This is a genomic window from Fibrobacter sp. UBA3718, from assembly GCF_002371935.1.
Taxonomy (GTDB): domain Bacteria; phylum Fibrobacterota; class Fibrobacteria; order Fibrobacterales; family Fibrobacteraceae; genus Fibrobacter.
The window spans coordinates 57,533-74,153 of the sequence record NZ_DFHR01000003.1 but is presented as its reverse complement, the minus strand read 5'-3'; the positions used below and the strand labels follow the sequence as shown (position 1 = coordinate 74,153).

The following is a 16,621-nucleotide window of genomic DNA, read 5'->3' as shown; positions in this document are numbered from 1 at the left end:
TTTCACTTTTTTTGAAAAAACGGGATAAAAACAGCCCAAACCCACCTGCGGCACACTTTGTAAACATTCTATTCACAAGCATGTTAAAGCATAGGCGGATTATCTTCTGGAAAAAGCCAAAAAAGGACCGGCAAACCCGTCCGTTACCGCATAAGGGACGTCATTTTCTCTACGAGACGACCGAGAGCAGTTGTCCTCCCGGCGTCTTTTTGCGAAAGAGCCCCGCGCAAGGAGCCCCTGCTTTCAAGGATTGCATACAAAATAACAGACCCGTCTTTCGAATCCAGCACCGTCACGCCACACTTATAGGTAACCGCAAGCGATTCCTTTATTTTGTGCGTAAAAACATTTATCGGCGTAATGTAGATTTCGACGCTTCCGTCATCCGTATTTTCCCTTTCGCGCGGAAGGAGCATACCATCCAGGACAACACTATCCGCGAGGGACGGACGCTTTCGCGACAAGGTTCGTGCAGAAGATTTCCAGAAGGAATCGTCCTTCATCTCGATGCTGATTTCCTTTCCGCCTGCGTTCGCTGACGAGACTTGCGCGATGGACGCCTCAAAATTTTTCCTGAAGTAATGTCCGAACCACTCTCCGAAATCTCCCCTATATTTGGGCCATGCAGCCTCGAACATTTCGTAATTGTCCAAGAAAGGTTCCGAGTAGAAAATTTTCACGCCGCGAACGGAAGCCCACCCACCCTGCAATTCACGTTCACTATAGGCACAAGATTCGCACCTCGGATTTTTTATCGCGAGCGGATCCGACAACGGAGGCGGAGCGTCCACGCAACCCGCGAGGAAAAAGAGAATTGCAAATTTCCAAAGGGTCCGATTTACTTTCACAAACAAACTTGTCATTTCACAGACTCCTTCATCATGGATTTCGGGAATCCCGCCCTAAAGCCTAGCAAGATTTCCACCCGATGACCATAGCCTGTTTCCGGCCCATAGGACGGGAAGTTGTCGACTTCCGGCCTTCTTTCGCGAACCGCATCGGGAATATAGAGTTCGGCATTTTCCCAACTGAAAAAGTAGCGGGCGCGGACAACCATTTCGACAAAATCCGTCAGAGGAATCTTGAAGTCGAGTTGGCCTCCAACTTGCAATCCTATTCCCTGGATGAGATAGTCGCTATCCGATGTCGGCGTGTAGTCCGACACGACAATTCCCGCAAGCAAATCAAGCGAAAGGCTATTATGCGCAAGCAGCACCCCGCCGATGTACGAATTCAGGCCTCCCATGACAATTCCAAAACCATGTCCCTCCATTTCATCGAATGTTCCCTTCCACAACGTTTTTTTCTGTCCTAGCCCCATGCCAAATCCAAAGCCCACCAGCGCGCGCCCCACCTGAAATTCGCCATAGAACGGAATTTCGAAAGGGACACTCACTGTTTCACCCAGGTTCCCGCCCATGAACACCGAACCGACACCAAGTCCCATCGAAAAAGCCAACCATTTTTGTTCGGATGCAACATTTCTTTTTTCACGCGCGGCAAATCCTTCGGGAACGTATTCTCGGACAAGGGCCCCGTATTCACTTTGCGGGTAGCGTCTAAGGAACCTGTCCCGTGCCGTTTCCATAAACTCGACAGAAGCCCCATACATGGATGTCCCGTGAGAATTCTGCCCTATTTCACATGCCTTCGCCAGAGAATTGGATACCAAAATTGCCTCCAGCACGATGCGGAAAGATTCTTTCAGTTCGCGAGGGACATCGAGAAGGGAGAACTCAAATTCAGCTTGATGGTAATCGATAGAATCGATTAGAAAATCGACTAGCGTCGAATCTTTTGCAAACGGATAGTTTCGATGCGCAAGGCTATCCTTTATGGACCTGGAATGTTCCAACAGGCGTACAAGTTCCTTCCACGACGCGGACTTGTCAAGGGAAACCTGCGCACTATACACATACAGCAAGAAGAGTTCGTCGTAGGAAAAGAGCGTTGCATGGGAATCTTCGGCAACGATGGTAGATTCGAGGCCAGTAAACGCGTCCCGCAAGGTTTTCGAAGCGGAATCTCCGAGGCATTCGCCACTTCGGATACATTTTTCTTGCGTCTGCAGTATGGAGGTTCGCTGTTCCAAAGATTTTGGCGAAAACACCACATCACTTGGAGAATCCCAATCGTAGGCAAAAGACGGAAGGATCGCCGCAAGAACTGCAAGGAACAATCTATAGAACACGTCACGCTCCATTCAACGCTTTCATGACAACGGATGCAGGCTTTTCGCCCCTATCAAGATCTACAGGAACGGATTCCACCTGCCAGCGGAACCACGTCAGCTGGCGTTTCGCGTAGTTGCGGGTCTTTCTTTTGACATCCTCGATGACACTTGCAATTTCGGATGTCGACTTAGCCTGCAAAAGTTCACGGTAGCCGAGGCTCTGCCACGCAGGAGCGTCTAGCGGGACAACTTTCGCAAGGGCCTGGATTTCGTCCATCCAGCCATCGGCAACCATCTGGTCTACGCGGACGTTGATCCGTCTGTACAGGTTTTCGCGTTCGCGTTGCAGCCAGAATACGGGAACCCTGCCGATGCCGCCTTCACGTTCTTTCTGCCATTCCGAAAGCCTGCGGCCGGTCGATTTCCAGACTTCAAGGATACGGATAATGCGCTGCGCATTGTTGGGATCGACTTCCGCCATGGCTTCGGGATCCACATTCCGCGCAAGTTCGAACAAACTATTCAGCCCCTCTTTTCGCGACGATTTCTCGAGTTCTTCTCGCACGTGGGCATCCACTTTCGGAATTTTCGGAAGGCCGAGCATGAGCGACTGGAGGTAGAGTCCCGTTCCGCCAACAAGAATGAACGAACGGTCCGGATGGCTAGCGAGCAGGCGACGAACATCGGAGCAGAATGAGCCCGCCGAATAGACGCTCGTAGGATCAAGAAAATTCACCTGATGGTGCACCACGCTCCGCTGGTCGGAGAGCGGGGGCTGCGCAGTCCCAATCACGAACCCCCTGTAAATCTGCCGCGAATCGACGCCGATAATTTCGGCATTGTAATGTTCGGCAAGTTCAAGCGAGAGACTCGACTTCCCTATTCCTGTGGCTCCAACGAGGGCAAAGAGGACTGGCATGTTCGACAATATAATTATATTTATGCGGGATGAACAAATTCAAACACATATTGGCAATCTTTATTGTCCTTGTACTGATAGCAACGGGAGCCTACATCTTGCCGAAATTGGGACTGGATCCTAATCTCTCGCAAAAAGAGGCTGAGCCTGCCGTCATCCAAAGCGACACCCTTGCCATTCCGGATACGTTGCCGTTCGTGGAACGCATGCAAGCGAAACTGGAAGTGATCCAGGCCAAGTATTCCAAAGTCCAGAAGCGCGACATTTGGACGCTCGGCAAGGGAAGGACAATCGTCTACTACCTGCTCCAAGCCCAGAGGTTCCTGGACGAGAACGGAGGAAAAGTCCTCTACATGGAAGAACTTTTCAACGACCCGACCGTATCGCAGTCCGCCAAGCTCGACGCCCTTTCTCCCGATGGGGATACGCTGCACCTCAAGCTCCAGGTTTCATCGAGCATTTTCCGCGACAACGCATCGTACCTCTCGATTGCCTTCCAGGTGACAAGGCTTTCGCCCGAACTCATCGTGGCCCTGAACGAACTGGATTTCCCATACGACCTGCTGATTACGCCATTCGGCATGTCCTCTGAATTTTTCCCCGACCTTGACCGCATCAAGGACAAGGAACTGGTTCTATGGCTTCTGATGGAATCGCACAGCCTAGACTCCAGGCACAACAAGATGCGTCCCATCCGCAGCCACCATACCGAAGAACAAATCGAAGAAATCATCGCAAGCGCAAAGGCGCTGGTGCCCTCCGCAAGTGGCATCGCGACCCGTTTTGCAGAACAGGCCATGGAACACAAGCCCCTGCTCCAGACGGTATTGAACGCAGCAAGCAAACACGGGCTCTGGTTCCTAGACCTCTCCATGAACAACAAATCGAAACTGAACGAGCTCTGCAAGGAATCGAGCCAGGACTGCCAAATACTTGCACCCTACAACCCCTCCAACAGCACGCTGGACGACTACATCCACCAAAAGCTGAGAGGGGCCTTCAGGAACGGAATCGGGGCCATGATTCTGCCCCTGAGCACGGAATCCATCGCAAAAGTGCAGTCCATGAAGGAAAAGGCGACTGCCCAAGGCACCACCCTCATCTATTTATCTACCTTTATGAAAAAAAACAAGGAGCTGCCATGACCGTAAAACTGGGAGTCAACATCGACCATATCGCCACCATCCGTGAAGCGCGCAAGGTCCGCGAACCGGACCCGGTAGCCGCAGCAGTCATTGCCGAACTGGCAGGTTGCAACGGTATTGTAGCCCATCTCCGTGAAGACAAGCGCCACGTGCAGGATCGCGACCTCAAGCTCCTTCGGGGAACCGTCGCCACCAAGCTCAACCTGCAGATCGCCCCCACCCAGGAAATGGTGCAGTTCGCCATCAATGTCCAGCCCGACATGGTCACTCTCGTTCCCGAGAACCACCAGGAAATCACAACCGAAAGCGGAATGAACGTTGCAGCCAAGATCGACGAGATTTCCAAATTCGTCATGACGCTCAAGAACAACGATATCGCCGCCTGCATTTTCATTGATCCGGAAACCGAACAGGTAAAGGCGGCCAAGAAAGTCGGCGCCGACTTCGTGGAATTCAATACGAACAAATACGCAACGACCTGCGATCTCGGCAGCATCCAGGAAGTAAACCACGAGCTCTCGGCCCTCCAGGACATGACAGTCCTCGCGAGGAAATACGGCCTTCGCGTCATTGCGGGCCATGGACTCAATTACAGGAACGTAGAGCCCGTCGCGGCAATCGAAGGAATCGAAGAACTGAACATCGGCCACAGCATCATCGGCAAGGCCGTACTCGTCGGTCTGAAGGACGCGGTCGGCGAAATGGTCGAAATTATCCGCCGCGCAAGCACCTAGTAATCGGCATACCGGACATCCTGGAGCACCAACCCCTGCGGAGGGGCCCAGGTGCGTTCACCCCTAAAATCCTTCGCGAAAATGCAGTCGACCGTTCCGAGCGGATAGCGACCACGGCCGACATCGAACAAAGTCCCCACCATAGCACGAACCTGCCTGTGCAGGAAACGGTTTCCCTTGATATGGAACATGCAGCTCCAGTCGTTCAGGCGTTCAAGACGGAACTCGGTCAACGTGCAGAGTGTTGACTTGCCGTCATTCCGAGGAATGCAGAAGTCGATAAAGTCGTGTTCGCCCAGAAAGGCGCGAGCTTCTTCTTCCATCGCATCCAGGTCAAGCGAGAGCGAACCGCATTCCCAGCCAAAATCGCGCATCAGGGCGACAGGACGCGTGTAGATAGTGTATTGGTAGTAGCGTTCAAGCGCATCGAACCGCGCGTTGAAATCCGGAGCGCAGGGCTGCAGGTCCCGGATGCGGATTAGCCGCTTGGTAAGGCCGTTTATGGAACGCTCCGTCTTGCGAGGATCCAGTTCTCCATCGAAATCGAAATGAACACACTGGCCCCGGGCATGGACCCCGGTATCGGTCCGTCCGGAACCCACAATGCGAACCTGAGAGCGAAGCGCTATGGAAAAAGCTTCTTCGAGAGACGACTGAACCGTCACGAACTTGGTCTTGCCCGCCTCGTTCTGCTCTTGCCAACCGTAGAAGGCGCTGCCCAGATATTCGCAACGGAAACGGTAGCGCATCAGCTCCCCGATTCGAGCGCTTCCCTGATAATGGATTCCACCTGGTCCTGGGGAACCTTGAGCTGCGAGGCAATCGTCGACGCAGGATAGCCACGGCGGTGCATCTGCATAATTTTCGCCTTCTCCGTGAATTCCCGATCGAAGCGGTTTGTCTTAAGCGGACTGCTCGCCTGCAAATTAGGGTCGCCCGTCATGTTGTGGCTCTGGGCGCGAATCTTCATGGTGCGTTCACGAGCGACTCCGCGTGGCGAACGTAGCACATCGGAAAGCGACTGCATGGCAGACGTAATACGTTCCTTGGCCGTCGGGCGGAGAGGTGGGCGCTGCGGAGCATCCAGGTCCGTCGACAGGATTTTATTTTCGGGGACGCCGTTTTCGTCTTCAAACGCGACCTTCGGGGCAGAAGCAGGGGCATCGGCCTGTTGCGACGCGGCAAACTCGGACACCTCCTCGATAATGGAGCGCTTCTGGGGACGCGGACGGGGAGCTATCGTGGCATCGTTTTCAAAACCGGTTTTGGGCTCCTTGAAGCGCTGATCCGCCTTCAAGGCCTCCATCCTCTGAGTCAATACTTTCCGGCGGTACGAGAGCGCGAACAGGAGGACTACGCAGAGAATGACCGCGGCAACGCCCCCGGCGATCCAGATGACCGTTTCTTTAGAGAAACCGCCTATAGTTTCCGTAGTCGGGTCAGCGGCAGAAGGCGCTTCTGTACGGAGTTCTGCAAGAGTCTCCCACGATTTTTCAAGTTCTCCGCGCAGGGAGAGCTGCAAATCCGGGTTACCGTGAGCCTCAAAAAGAGCGACTTCAAGGGAATCGATCCGGCTACGAGCCTGCAAGTAGGCATCCGCATCAAAGGAGGACTTCACGCCGGAAAAATCAAGCATCAGGTAGGCAAGAAGCCCCACGACAGCAACAAGAAGAATAACAGGAGCAAGAAATTTCTTCATACGTCCACAATGTAGAAAAAAGAAGAGCGACGGGCCCGGGAGTCAGGGACCTAACGGCCCGCACAGCTTGAATTCAGCCAAAAACGGGCAGTTTTGTTCCACAATTACCCAGGTGATGAGAACTTCTCTACACTAAAATTCGATTTTTCAAAAAAAATGTTCCTCCCCCCTCCCTTTTTGTTATCTTTATGTTCAAGAACTCTTTGTTCTCCTCCTAACCCCAAAAAAACACCCCGACCGCAAGGACGGGGTGTTTTTCATTTCTCATTTCGCTTGCAGGAATCAATATTGGCGAACGGCGTCCGCAGAAACGACCCTATTTCCGCCATTTTCCATAGCGAGCTGAAGCGCCCTCTGGCCATTGTAGATGAGCGTCCCTTCGTCAATGGCATGATCGGGCATCACGGACACCCCGAGGCTCAGAGTCGTCGCCAGGATTCCATCGCCATAGGCGACCTGGAGCTGAGAAATCTCGCGACGGATGCGTTCTGCACGTTCGAGGGTAATTTTCTTGTCGGCACCAGGCAAAATGACGCAGAGGACCTCCCCGTCGTACCTGCACGGGATATCTTCGGTCCTGATGAAATTCGGGAGGCGCTGACCCAATTCCCAGAGCATCTGCTCGACAGCATGGTGGCCCTTTTCCTTCTGGATATTCGCCACCTGGTCCGGATAGATCATCACGATGCCGATGGGAGTGCCGTGGCGGTTGGCCGCAGAGACTTCACGGCGCAGGGATTCTTCCATGTAGCGCCTGTTGAACAGCCCCGTGAGGTTATCGCGGATGCTGTGCTGCTGGAACCGGATATTCAAGTTCTGGTTTGCCACATAAAGCCCGAATGTCGCAGCAACGATGCCGACCTTCGTCTTCCAGAAGTCAAGCGTTTCGCCATCGGGAATCTTGTCGAGCTGGATAGAAAGGATGCCGAAATGTTCCTCGAGCCCTTCGATTGGGGCGCAGAAGGAAATTCCCTGGGGATGATGATGCAGGTGGGTGCAACCACCATTCATCTCGTTAGAGGCAAAATCGGTAATGACAATCTCGCCCAGATTGAAACTGGCACATTCGGCGGGCATGATGGTATCGTCACTGATGACATAGTCACCAAACGAAAGAATCTTGTGCAGTTCCGTCTGCGTGCCTCCATACATGTAAAGGATCCCGGCCGCAGTCGGGAAAAGTTCGGGCAGAGTCTTTTCCAGGGCCTCCACGACCTCCGGGAAAGGACGGTTCTTGAGAATCGGCTTGCAGAAAAGTTCCCAGGCTTCGAGAGGGAACGAAATCTTTGCAGGAACGGCCAGATTCTGGATAGAGGCGGGCTTGTTTTCGGGCGGAAGGATGCTATCAAATGGTTTCCTGGCCGCGGGAGCCTCGAAGGGCTGAGGTTCATCTCCAATGGACGGGACTACGGGAATATATTCTGTCTTGGGAGAATTGTTGCGTTGCTGGTCGTTGAGGGCTTCCGTGAAATTTTCCTCGGCTTCGCGCAACTTGCGGTTGCAGAGGCTGTGGTAGACGAGCCCGAGAACGGAGCCCCAAGCCCCTATCAGGACGAATTTCAGATGCAGGGCAAGCGTGTTGTCGGGAACCATATAGGCGGCAACGACGCCTCCGACAAAGACGATCAGCCAAAAGATATAAGAAAGAACGCTCATGCCTTAAATTTATCAAAAGTATTGGACATCCGTCTCGATAAAAATGAAAAATAAACGAAATAAAATGCAATTTTCTAAATTTGGGGACATGACCATCCTCGAAAAGATTGCACTTGCCCTCCCCGCCGTAGAATCCCCAGCAAGATACATGGGCGGCGAGGCGAACAGCGTGGTAAAGGACCACAGCCAGATGCTCTGCCGCATGGCGTTCGTGTTCCCGGATACCTACGAAATCGGGATGAGCAACAACGGCATCCGCATCCTGTACCATGTGATAAACCGCGAGAGCGACCTGCTTTGCGAAGTCTCGTTTGCGCCGTGGGATGACATGGCCCGCGAGATGGCGAAGTACGATATTCCGCTGTACAGCTACGCGACTTACACGCCGGTACGCGAATTCGAGGTGGTGGGCATGACGCTCCAGACGGAGCTGAACTTCACGAACGTGCCCTACGTGCTGGAACTCGCCCGCATTCCCGCGTGGCAGAAGGACCGCAAGGAGAATGACCCCATCGTGGTTGCCGGCGGGCCCTCGATGGCGAACCCCGAGCCCGTCGCCGACTTCTTCGACGCGTTCATGATTGGCGACGGGGAGAAAGTCATGATTGACTTTCTGCGGTGCGTAGGCGAGGGCCGCAAGGCGGGCCTCAGTCGCGCCGAAATACTCGAGAATTTATCCAAGATTGACGGCGTTTACGTGCCAAGCTTGCGCCCGGTGGTCACGAACGAATTCGGCGCGATTGTGCCGGCGGAACCTGCCGCCGGCGCCTACGCCACCACGAACGGGGTTCGCCGCCTATTCATCCCGGTAATGGACCCGAAAGACTACCCGGTCAAAAACCTCATCGCAAACATGCAGCTGGTACACAACCGCTTCAGCGTGGAAGTCATGCGCGGCTGTGCGCAGGGTTGCCGTTTTTGCCAGGCGGGCATCTGGTACCGCCCGTGCCGCGAACTCAATCCGGACGATGTCCTCGACATCGCGAAGGCGGGCATCCGCGCCACCGGCGAACGCGAACTCGGGCTTTTGAGCCTTTCTACCGCCGACTACAAGCCGGTGGAGGCCCTCACCGACAGCATCATCGACGACCCGTTCTTCGATACGGTGGACGTGAGCCTCCCGAGCATCCGCGTGAACAGTTTCGGGCAGACGCTCGCCGGCAAGATTGCAGCCCTCAAGGGTGGCCGCAGCGCCACGTTCGCTCCCGAGACGGGCTCCGAGCGCATCCGCAAGATGATCAACAAGACCATCAGCGACCAGGACATGTACGATGCCGCCGAGCACGCGTTCAGCAGCGGGTTCAACAAGATTAAGTTGTACACAATGATTGGGTTCCCGACCGAGAACCTCGACGATATGCAGGCATTCTGCGACCTCATCTTCAATCTCGTAAAAATCGGACGCAAGTACAACCGCGGCATACAGATTGCGGTCAGCATCGGCATTCTCATCCCGAAATCCTTTACCGCGCTCCAGTGGGCACCCTACATGGACAAGGAAACCGCGCTCAAGCATATCCGCTTCGTGCGCGAGAAGTTCTTCAAGCACCCGAACGTAAAAATCAACTGGGCCAGCTGGGAAACGAGCTTCCTCGAGGCAATCTACAGCCGTGGCGATCGCAGCCTCGGGCCCGTAATCTACGAGGCCTACAAGCAGGGAATCATCTTCGAGAGCGACAGCTACCGGTTCGACTTTGCCAAGTGGGAAGCCGTCTGGCAAAAGATGGGCTACGACACCAGCTGGGTTTACCGCGAGCGCGAAAAGAACGAGGTGTTCCCGTGGGACTTCATCCATGCGGGTACCACCAAGCAGTACCTGCGCCGCGAGTGGGAGAAGGCGTTCGATCCGAACAGTGCGCCCGTGCCCAACTGCAAGTGGGGCGACTGCCAGAAGTGCGGCATCCCCGGATTCGGCGACGAAATCAGGCTCGCCGACGATCCCGTACGCCACAAGGCTCCGAGCCGCACTCCCGAAGAAATCAAGAAGCTCGTCGCGGAACGTCGCCCGAAAAAGACGGAAAGTTTCAGCTACAAGATTACCTTCAAGAAGACCGGCCTCAGCCGCTTCCTGCCCCACCAGAACATGCTCAGTTTCTTCGAGCGCACATTCCTGTGTGCGGGCATCCCCGTGAAGTTCAGCGAAGGCTTCAGCCCCAAACCGCGCATCTCGAACATGGGTGCGCTCCCGTTGGGCCTCGAGACCTACTGTGAAATCATCAGCGTGGACCTGCTACAGAAGCTCGACATATCGCCCGAGAACCTTCCCGCACTCATGGCGCAATTGAGCGCACCGTTCCCGCGGGGCATGGAAATCGTGAACATCGAGCCGCTGAAGGAAAAGCTCAGCAAGCACTTCCCGAAGGCGATGGTTTACCGCCACACGCCCGAAAGCATCCCCGCCGACCTGATGGAGCGGTTCAACGCGAAGGCGCTCCCCGTCGTGAAGAACCACCGCGGGCAGGAAATCGATTTGAACGAGCACGTGCTCGGCATCGACGCTGTAAACGGAGCTCTCTTCGTGAAGGTAAAGTGCAACGACCAGGGCTGTACGGCGAGCCCGTTCGTAATCTACGCGGGACTTCTCGGGTTCGAAATCGACCCCGCCAAGCTTGACGAGGTTTCCAGGCGGTTCCTGATTGCGAAAGTCAGCATGGAATGGTAAATCGCGTCTTTTCCTTGAAAATCCTGGACGTATCCGTATTTTGAAACTATATTGTTTTCTATAGTAATTTTCACAAGGAGTATGGAATATGAAAAAGATTTTCCTAGCGGCCCTCACCGCCATGGCACTCTGCAGCTACAGCTACGCCCAGGACGATGAAGACGAATACGAAGAAGAGGACACCCCGGCGGCATCCAGCGCGCCTGCAAACAGCAGCGCCCCGGCAGCAAGCGAAAGCAGTGCGGCGGCAGCCCCTGTGCAGTCCGGAGCAGGAACCCTGGCCTTGGGACTAGACCTCGTCGACGCCCTTGATCACGAGGGAATCCAAAAGTTCTACGTGTCGTTCAAGTTCGCCCCCAACATGGAACTGTCCGCCATCCTCGGACTGTACCATCACGGCGAAACCACCCGTGAAACTGAAGCCACCCAGTTCACCCCGGCAACCGAAGTTGATCGTGCAGACGATTACACCCAAATTCAAATCGGCGTGGGCTTCGACTACTACTTCATGCAGGTCGTCCTGCCGCTTTCCATCGGCGGAGAGTTCCTCATCAGCCACTGGGGAGAGGACAACAACCAGTTCACCCTCAACGCAATGGCCGGAATCCACGCAAACGTGGTAGGTGGGCTCTACCTGACCGGAAAGGTCGGCCTCGGGTTCGACTACATTGATAGGGAAGGCGTCGATGGCGCTGCCAACTACGAAGACACACGCCTCGACGTCGGTTTCAAGGCCAGTGCAATCCTCTCCTGGTACTTCATGTAATCCGGACCTGGAACTATACAATTCAAGCCGCTCCTTCGGGGGCGGCTTCTTTTATATGGGTTCTGTCCTATCGCTATTCCGCGGGCAGGATAATCTCGATGTGGCTCGTGCTCACGTTGAGGAAGTGCGTACGGAAGAGGTCCTTCTCGCTCCTGTCGCTCACGCGCACCTGGGTCACGGCGATGAAGTCCTTGTTCTCGCGGATGTAGTCCGTAAGGCGCTCGTCACGCAGGGTGTCGATTTCGCCGGTAATGATAAAGCTGTCAGTCCAAATTTTTACTAGCATACCTCAAATATAACGATTTTTTCGAATGAAAGCAAAAAAAAGCGTTTTTTATTTGCTTTTTGTCCCTTCTTAAGGTATTTTGTCAAGGAAAGGATAAAAAAGGAGTTTCCTATGGCTACAAAAAAGAAGAATGCGATTTCGACGATTCCGGGCAAGATGATTTACCACAACATGGACTTTATCGACAGCGACAGTGGCCGTCCCATCAGGATTATCGCCGAATTCATGGCGCCCAACCAGATTTTCCAGCAGGAAGGCGTCCAGAACACTATCGTGTTCTTCGGTTCGGCCCGTACGCTCCCCATGAGCGAAATCAAGAAGCGCATGAAGGGTTGCAAGGACAAAAAGGAACTCGCGCGCCTCAAGAGGCTCGAAACCGTGGCGGAATACTACGAAGCCGCCCACGAACTGGGTGCAAAAATAGGCCGCTGGGCCAACAAGCAGCACAAGGGCTTCGCCATCATGACCGGCGGCGGTCCGGGTATCATGGAAGCGGGCAACCGTGGCGCAAACGACGTGGGGACCTCTTCCGTCGGCCTCAACATCAGGCTTCCGTTCGAGCAGCACCCGAACCCCTATATCGACGACAAACTGAACCTGCAGTTCCGCTACTTCTTCATCCGTAAATACTGGTTCATGAAACTGGCCAAGGCCATGGTCGTGTTCCCGGGCGGTTTCGGCACCCTCGACGAGATGTTCGAGATCCTCACGCTCATCCAGACCAAAAAATATGGCGACCGCATGCCCGTGGTGATTTTCGGCTCCAAGTACTGGGACAAGGTCATCAACTGGAACTACCTCGCCGAGACCGGGATGATTGACAAGGAAGACCTCAAGTTGTTCCATTTCTGCGACACTGTCGACGACGCCTACAACGTCGTCACGAAGGCGCTCGAGAAGACCATGGAATAAAAACTGCCCAAAAACTTATTTTGCAAGGTGCCGCCATGCGACACCTTGTTTTGTACCCCCGATTAGCTAAATTTAAGACATGCTCAGAAATATCTTGGCGGAAGTACTGGACAGGGTGTCGCGCAACCTCGCGCTGCGCCCTCACTATAGCATGCAGGAATACCAGCGGTGGTTCGACCAGAACCCGGAATTCCTGCACAGCGGCGCCATGGAGAAAATCGAGCTCGTCGAGCCGCTGACTCTCGAGGGCACGAACAACCTCTACCGCGCGAACTTCTGGATCGAACACGCGAACGACGAGAAGCACTACGGAGAACGCGAGATCGTCGTGAAGATATGCAAGTTCTGGGCGGCACCGGGCAAGAACAGGCTCCACCGCCTGAACATGCTCCTGAGCGCGTTCCAGGACGAAATCCGCATCAACAACCTCATCCGCGCCACGAATATCGAGGGCGTGGTGCAGAGCTTTGGCGGCGGACTCGCCGGAAGGCACCCCTACCTGAAGATGGAATTCATCAAGGGCTGTTCGCTCGACAGGATGTTCAAGACCAAGCTTTCCGACGACGAGATTTTGCAGCGAGTAGCACAGATTGCCTACCTCGCGAACACGATCAGCCAGCTGCACTACTACCAGGTGGTGCACAAGGACCTAAAGCCCAAGAACCTGCTCCTGTGCCAGAATCCGCAGCACAAGAACAACCACAAGATCCTCATCTGCGACTTCGGCTACGCACAGGCGAAACTCCGCGAGACAGTGAACGAATACGGCGGCCAGCTCACGCCGTGCTACAGCGCGCCCGAGCAGGCCATCATGGGCGAAAACCTTTCGTCATCGGTCGACTACTTCAGTTTCGGCATCATCGTCCACGAATACCTCACGGGCTACAAGCTGTTCCCGCGCGCGATGGATATATTCACGGAAGACGGCTACAAGATTACGGACCGCTATCTCGAATACCTCAAGACGGGACGCGAGAACCGTTTCGAGGACAGCCGCTTCCCCGAACTTGGCAAGTGGATCGACAACCTCACGATTTTCGACAGTTTCGAACGCATGCAGAACACCCCGAACCTCTTCGACATCGCCCACAAGCTGCGCGCAGAGGTCAACGCGCAGGGCTACCGCGACGTAAACACGGACTTCCTCTGGAACCAGCTCGGCGAATACGGCAAAAGGTAATGACTATGAGCAGCCTGCAAGACACCATCAAGGGAATCACAAAGCGCCTCCGGGTGCACCATTACATCGTCATTGCCATTGTCCTCGGCATTGGCATCTTCAATGCGGCGACCGCCCTCTCCCCTGTCATCAGCCAGAAGGAACTCGAGAGCAACATCGAAAAGTCGTTCGAAAAGTGGTGGGCCGAAGAAGGCGCCGCCCAGTTCCGCACGGTGGGCCTCACCGACGACGAAAAGACGAAGCTCCAGGAATTCGTGCAGTACCGCGACAGAATCCTTTCGGCCGGAAAGACCTTCGACATCGAGGACCGCAAGGCGGCCATGAGGAAGGAATTCCGCGAATGGTGGGAAATCGGCGGCGGCAAGGAAAAATTCGCCGACGAGCACGGATTCTACCCCAAGGAAGCCCATTTCGAAATCGAATGTCACAAGTTCATCAAGAACTATACGGACAAGTTCGTGCGATACAGCCTCGCCTATGTACCCAAGGACGGCGAATACGAGCGGCTGTTCACCAGCTGGCTTTTGTTCCCGAGCGCCTGGAACTACATCATTTTCGCAGTCTTTTTCCTATTCGCCTATTTCCTGCTGGCAGAGCGCTGGGGAGCCGCCATCACACTCGGCTTTTTCTTTGCATTCATCTTTGCCGGAGGATTCGTTACCGACATCCTGACCTCTACAAGTTTCTTTGACCACTACACGATGGACCGTTACATGGGCGCAAGCATCGCCCTCGCATTCATGCTGGGCGCCTCGGCGTTCGATGAAAGGAAGGACGCCATACCGGGATGGGTTCTCGGGACCGCCATCATGGGCGCCCTCCTGGACGCAGCCGTTAACGCACTCGTGAACGGCGGTATCTTCGCCGCCGTGGTAACCGCCTCCATCCCCGCCTTCGGGCTCGGAGCCCTCGCCGGATTCAAGATTCCGAGGCGCAGGAAAAGCGAAGCCGAAAAGAAGGCAGACGCCCTTGAAGAGCGCTTCCGCCGGACCGCAAACCGCAACCTCGCCGCCGAGCGCAGGCAAAAGACACGGAACCAGATGGACGAAGGATTCCAGGAAGCGAAGAAGGGGCACTACGACGCCGCACGCCAGCTGCTTTGCCAGGCGATGACAGCCATATTGCAGGAACAGCCCGCCGACAAGGAAACCGTCACTAAATTTGCCGAAAGGATGACGAACCCGAACCTGTTCATCGATGTCGCAAGCACGCAGTGGCTAGAATGGGGCGACACGGCAAAGGCGAAGGGCCTTACCGAGACGGCTCTGCTGTTGCTCGAAAAAGGTCTGAAATCCGAAAAGAACGCAACGCTCGCAAGGCGCGCCCTGTTCAATATCGGAGAGCTCAGGGTCAACTTTGGGATAGAACCCGAAGAAGGCGTGAAAAGGCTGCAGAAGGTAATTGAACTGAACGATTCCGACCTCATCGCAAAGCAGGCGAAGAGACTGCTGGAAAAAGCCGGAGCCTAAAAGCTACTTCTCGTTGGCGAGGTAGGCCTTCCAGGTCGTCGCAAGGAGAGTCTCGAGGTCGCTGAACTGCGCCTTCCAGCCGAGAACTTCGTGGGCCTTGCTGGGGTTCGCCACAAGCGTCGCAGGGTCACCCGGGCGACGCTCCACAATGCGGTACGGGCACTTGCGACCGCTCACCTTCTCAGCCATGTGGATAACGTCGAGCACGGAACTCCCCTGCTGCACGCCGAGGTTCACGATAAGGCTCCTGTTGTTCTTCTGCAGATAATCGAACGCCATGCCATGGCCGATTGCCAAATCATTCACGTGAATGTAGTCGCGCACGCCCGTGCCATCGGGAGTGTCGTAGTCATTACCGAACACGAGCAGTTCCTTACGCTTGCCGAGCAGCGCTTCCATCACCACCGGGATGAGGTTCGCCGGATTCTTCTCGAGACCGTTGATGCGGCCCTTCACGTCGTAGCCAGCGGCGTTAAAATAGCGGAGAGCCGCGAACTTGATTCCGCGCAGCTTATCGTACCACTTGAGGAACCCCTCAATGGCGAGTTTCGTGTAGCCGTAGTAGTTTTCGGGTTCGGTCGGGTGTTCCTCATCGACGGGCTGGTACTTCGGGGCGCCGTAGGTAGCCGCGGAACTCGAGAACACGAAATACTTCACGCCGGCAGCGGAAGCAGCATTCAGGATGTTTATGGAGCCCGTGATGTTGTTCACGCTATACTTCTCGGGATTGATCATCGACTCGCCGGCGGCCTTGAAGGCGGCCAGGTGCACGAGGCCTTCGGGCTTGAATTCGTTCAGGAACTTGCCGATTTCATCGGGATGCAGGATATCGCCTTTTACGAAGCCCGCTTCGGGGAACAGGTTCTGTTCCAAACCGCTCGAAAGGTTGTCAAAGACGCAAACCTCGTGTCCGCGGTCAAGGAGTTCACGCGTCGTGTGGGATCCAATGTAGCCGGCACCGCCGATAACTGCAATCTTCATGTCTTTTCCTTTTTCATTCGACCGCTCATGCGGCCACGA

General features: G+C 54.9%; 15 protein-coding genes. 7 read left to right on the top strand and 8 right to left on the bottom strand.

Features of this window, described 5'->3' with window-relative positions:
• Window positions 1–143: 143 nt before the first annotated feature.
• From B4A77_RS00730 to miaA, 3 genes are read right to left on the bottom strand one after another with little or no spacing between them, the layout of a single operon-like run.
• Window positions 144–863 carry a hypothetical protein gene (locus B4A77_RS00730; RefSeq protein ID WP_290732336.1) on the bottom strand — a complete coding sequence of 240 codons (720 nt, stop codon included), beginning with the start codon at window positions 861–863 and terminating at the stop codon, window positions 144–146.
• Window positions 860–2,191, bottom strand: a complete 1,332-nt coding sequence (locus B4A77_RS00725; protein ID WP_290737366.1) for a hypothetical protein — start codon at window positions 2,189–2,191, stop codon at window positions 860–862. Before B4A77_RS00725 ends, B4A77_RS00730 begins: the two co-directional genes overlap by 4 nt.
• Window position 2,192: 1 nt before the next feature.
• Entirely contained in the window at window positions 2,193–3,092 is a 900-nt protein-coding gene (gene miaA / locus B4A77_RS00720; RefSeq protein ID WP_290737364.1) for a tRNA (adenosine(37)-N6)-dimethylallyltransferase MiaA, read from the bottom strand.
• A gap of 29 nt (window positions 3,093–3,121) precedes the next feature.
• On the opposite strand from miaA, the gene B4A77_RS00715 reads away from it, so the two are divergent.
• Together B4A77_RS00715 and B4A77_RS00710 are read left to right on the top strand one after the other, a co-directional pair.
• Window positions 3,122–4,237: a divergent polysaccharide deacetylase family protein gene (locus B4A77_RS00715; protein ID WP_173365711.1), complete on the top strand. Its 1,116-nt coding sequence runs from the start codon at window positions 3,122–3,124 to the stop codon at window positions 4,235–4,237.
• The gene (locus tag B4A77_RS00710; RefSeq protein WP_173365712.1) at window positions 4,234–4,971 is read left to right on the top strand and encodes a pyridoxine 5'-phosphate synthase; all 738 of its coding nucleotides are present in this window, start codon (window positions 4,234–4,236) and stop codon (window positions 4,969–4,971) included. The genes B4A77_RS00715 and B4A77_RS00710 overlap by 4 nt, the downstream gene beginning before the upstream one ends.
• Here the strand turns inward: B4A77_RS00710 and truA are convergent.
• From truA to B4A77_RS00695, 3 genes are all read right to left on the bottom strand, one after another.
• On the bottom strand, window positions 4,968–5,720 hold the full coding sequence (gene truA, locus B4A77_RS00705) for a tRNA pseudouridine(38-40) synthase TruA (protein ID WP_290737362.1): 753 nt from the start codon (window positions 5,718–5,720) through the stop codon (window positions 4,968–4,970). The two genes, B4A77_RS00710 and truA, sit on opposite strands and share 4 nt — an antisense overlap.
• Window positions 5,720–6,670 (bottom strand): hypothetical protein, encoded by a 951-nt coding sequence (locus tag B4A77_RS00700; protein WP_173382754.1) that lies wholly within the window; start codon window positions 6,668–6,670, stop codon window positions 5,720–5,722. The genes truA and B4A77_RS00700 overlap by 1 nt, the downstream gene beginning before the upstream one ends.
• Before the next feature lie 282 nt (window positions 6,671–6,952).
• The gene (locus tag B4A77_RS00695) at window positions 6,953–8,326 is read right to left on the bottom strand and encodes a GGDEF domain-containing protein (RefSeq protein WP_173382753.1); all 1,374 of its coding nucleotides are present in this window, start codon (window positions 8,324–8,326) and stop codon (window positions 6,953–6,955) included.
• 88 nt (window positions 8,327–8,414) lie between these two features.
• On the opposite strand from B4A77_RS00695, the gene B4A77_RS00690 reads away from it, so the two are divergent.
• Together B4A77_RS00690 and B4A77_RS00685 are read left to right on the top strand one after the other, a co-directional pair.
• Window positions 8,415–10,988, top strand: a complete 2,574-nt coding sequence (locus tag B4A77_RS00690; protein WP_290737360.1) for a TIGR03960 family B12-binding radical SAM protein — start codon at window positions 8,415–8,417, stop codon at window positions 10,986–10,988.
• Window positions 10,989–11,076: 88 nt separating this feature from the next.
• On the top strand, window positions 11,077–11,754 hold the full coding sequence (locus B4A77_RS00685) for a hypothetical protein (protein WP_290726422.1): 678 nt from the start codon (window positions 11,077–11,079) through the stop codon (window positions 11,752–11,754).
• Between the two features lie 73 nt (window positions 11,755–11,827).
• Here B4A77_RS00685 and B4A77_RS00680 read toward each other — a convergent pair whose 3' ends face one another.
• Window positions 11,828–12,040: a hypothetical protein gene (locus tag B4A77_RS00680; protein WP_073319741.1), complete on the bottom strand. Its 213-nt coding sequence runs from the start codon at window positions 12,038–12,040 to the stop codon at window positions 11,828–11,830.
• A gap of 111 nt (window positions 12,041–12,151) precedes the next feature.
• Here B4A77_RS00680 and B4A77_RS00675 point away from each other — a divergent pair, with 111 nt between their 5' ends.
• From B4A77_RS00675 to B4A77_RS00665, 3 genes are all read left to right on the top strand, one after another.
• A complete protein-coding gene (locus B4A77_RS00675; protein ID WP_290737358.1) occupies window positions 12,152–12,952 on the top strand; it encodes a TIGR00730 family Rossman fold protein in 801 nt (266 codons plus the stop codon).
• Between the two features lie 79 nt (window positions 12,953–13,031).
• On the top strand, window positions 13,032–14,132 hold the full coding sequence (locus B4A77_RS00670) for a protein kinase domain-containing protein (RefSeq protein WP_173382750.1): 1,101 nt from the start codon (window positions 13,032–13,034) through the stop codon (window positions 14,130–14,132).
• 5 nt (window positions 14,133–14,137) lie between these two features.
• On the top strand, window positions 14,138–15,601 hold the full coding sequence (locus B4A77_RS00665) for a hypothetical protein (RefSeq protein ID WP_173382749.1): 1,464 nt from the start codon (window positions 14,138–14,140) through the stop codon (window positions 15,599–15,601).
• Window positions 15,602–15,604: 3 nt separating this feature from the next.
• Here the strand turns inward: B4A77_RS00665 and galE are convergent, their stop codons facing one another.
• The gene (galE, locus tag B4A77_RS00660; RefSeq protein ID WP_290732358.1) at window positions 15,605–16,582 is read right to left on the bottom strand and encodes a UDP-glucose 4-epimerase GalE; all 978 of its coding nucleotides are present in this window, start codon (window positions 16,580–16,582) and stop codon (window positions 15,605–15,607) included.
• Between the last annotated feature and the right edge of the window lie 39 nt (window positions 16,583–16,621).

What these genes read in the sequence shown, in the direction of transcription:
- B4A77_RS00695 (WP_173382753.1), bottom strand. Translation starts at nt 8,326, where the DNA reads ATGAGCGTTCTTTCTTATATCTTTTGGCTGATCGTCTTTGTCGGAGGC.
- B4A77_RS00670 (WP_173382750.1), top strand. Translation starts at nt 13,032, where the DNA reads ATGCTCAGAAATATCTTGGCGGAAGTACTGGACAGGGTGTCGCGCAAC.
- B4A77_RS00730 (WP_290732336.1), bottom strand. Translation starts at nt 863, where the DNA reads ATGACAAGTTTGTTTGTGAAAGTAAATCGGACCCTTTGGAAATTTGCA.
- B4A77_RS00665 (WP_173382749.1), top strand. Translation starts at nt 14,138, where the DNA reads ATGAGCAGCCTGCAAGACACCATCAAGGGAATCACAAAGCGCCTCCGG.
- B4A77_RS00690 (WP_290737360.1), top strand. Translation starts at nt 8,415, where the DNA reads ATGACCATCCTCGAAAAGATTGCACTTGCCCTCCCCGCCGTAGAATCC.
- truA (WP_290737362.1), bottom strand. Translation starts at nt 5,720, where the DNA reads ATGCGCTACCGTTTCCGTTGCGAATATCTGGGCAGCGCCTTCTACGGT.
- miaA (WP_290737364.1), bottom strand. Translation starts at nt 3,092, where the DNA reads ATGCCAGTCCTCTTTGCCCTCGTTGGAGCCACAGGAATAGGGAAGTCG.
- B4A77_RS00715 (WP_173365711.1), top strand. Translation starts at nt 3,122, where the DNA reads ATGAACAAATTCAAACACATATTGGCAATCTTTATTGTCCTTGTACTG.
- B4A77_RS00685 (WP_290726422.1), top strand. Translation starts at nt 11,077, where the DNA reads ATGAAAAAGATTTTCCTAGCGGCCCTCACCGCCATGGCACTCTGCAGC.
- B4A77_RS00675 (WP_290737358.1), top strand. Translation starts at nt 12,152, where the DNA reads ATGGCTACAAAAAAGAAGAATGCGATTTCGACGATTCCGGGCAAGATG.
- B4A77_RS00700 (WP_173382754.1), bottom strand. Translation starts at nt 6,670, where the DNA reads ATGAAGAAATTTCTTGCTCCTGTTATTCTTCTTGTTGCTGTCGTGGGG.
- B4A77_RS00710 (WP_173365712.1), top strand. Translation starts at nt 4,234, where the DNA reads ATGACCGTAAAACTGGGAGTCAACATCGACCATATCGCCACCATCCGT.
- B4A77_RS00680 (WP_073319741.1), bottom strand. Translation starts at nt 12,040, where the DNA reads ATGCTAGTAAAAATTTGGACTGACAGCTTTATCATTACCGGCGAAATC.
- galE (WP_290732358.1), bottom strand. Translation starts at nt 16,582, where the DNA reads ATGAAGATTGCAGTTATCGGCGGTGCCGGCTACATTGGATCCCACACG.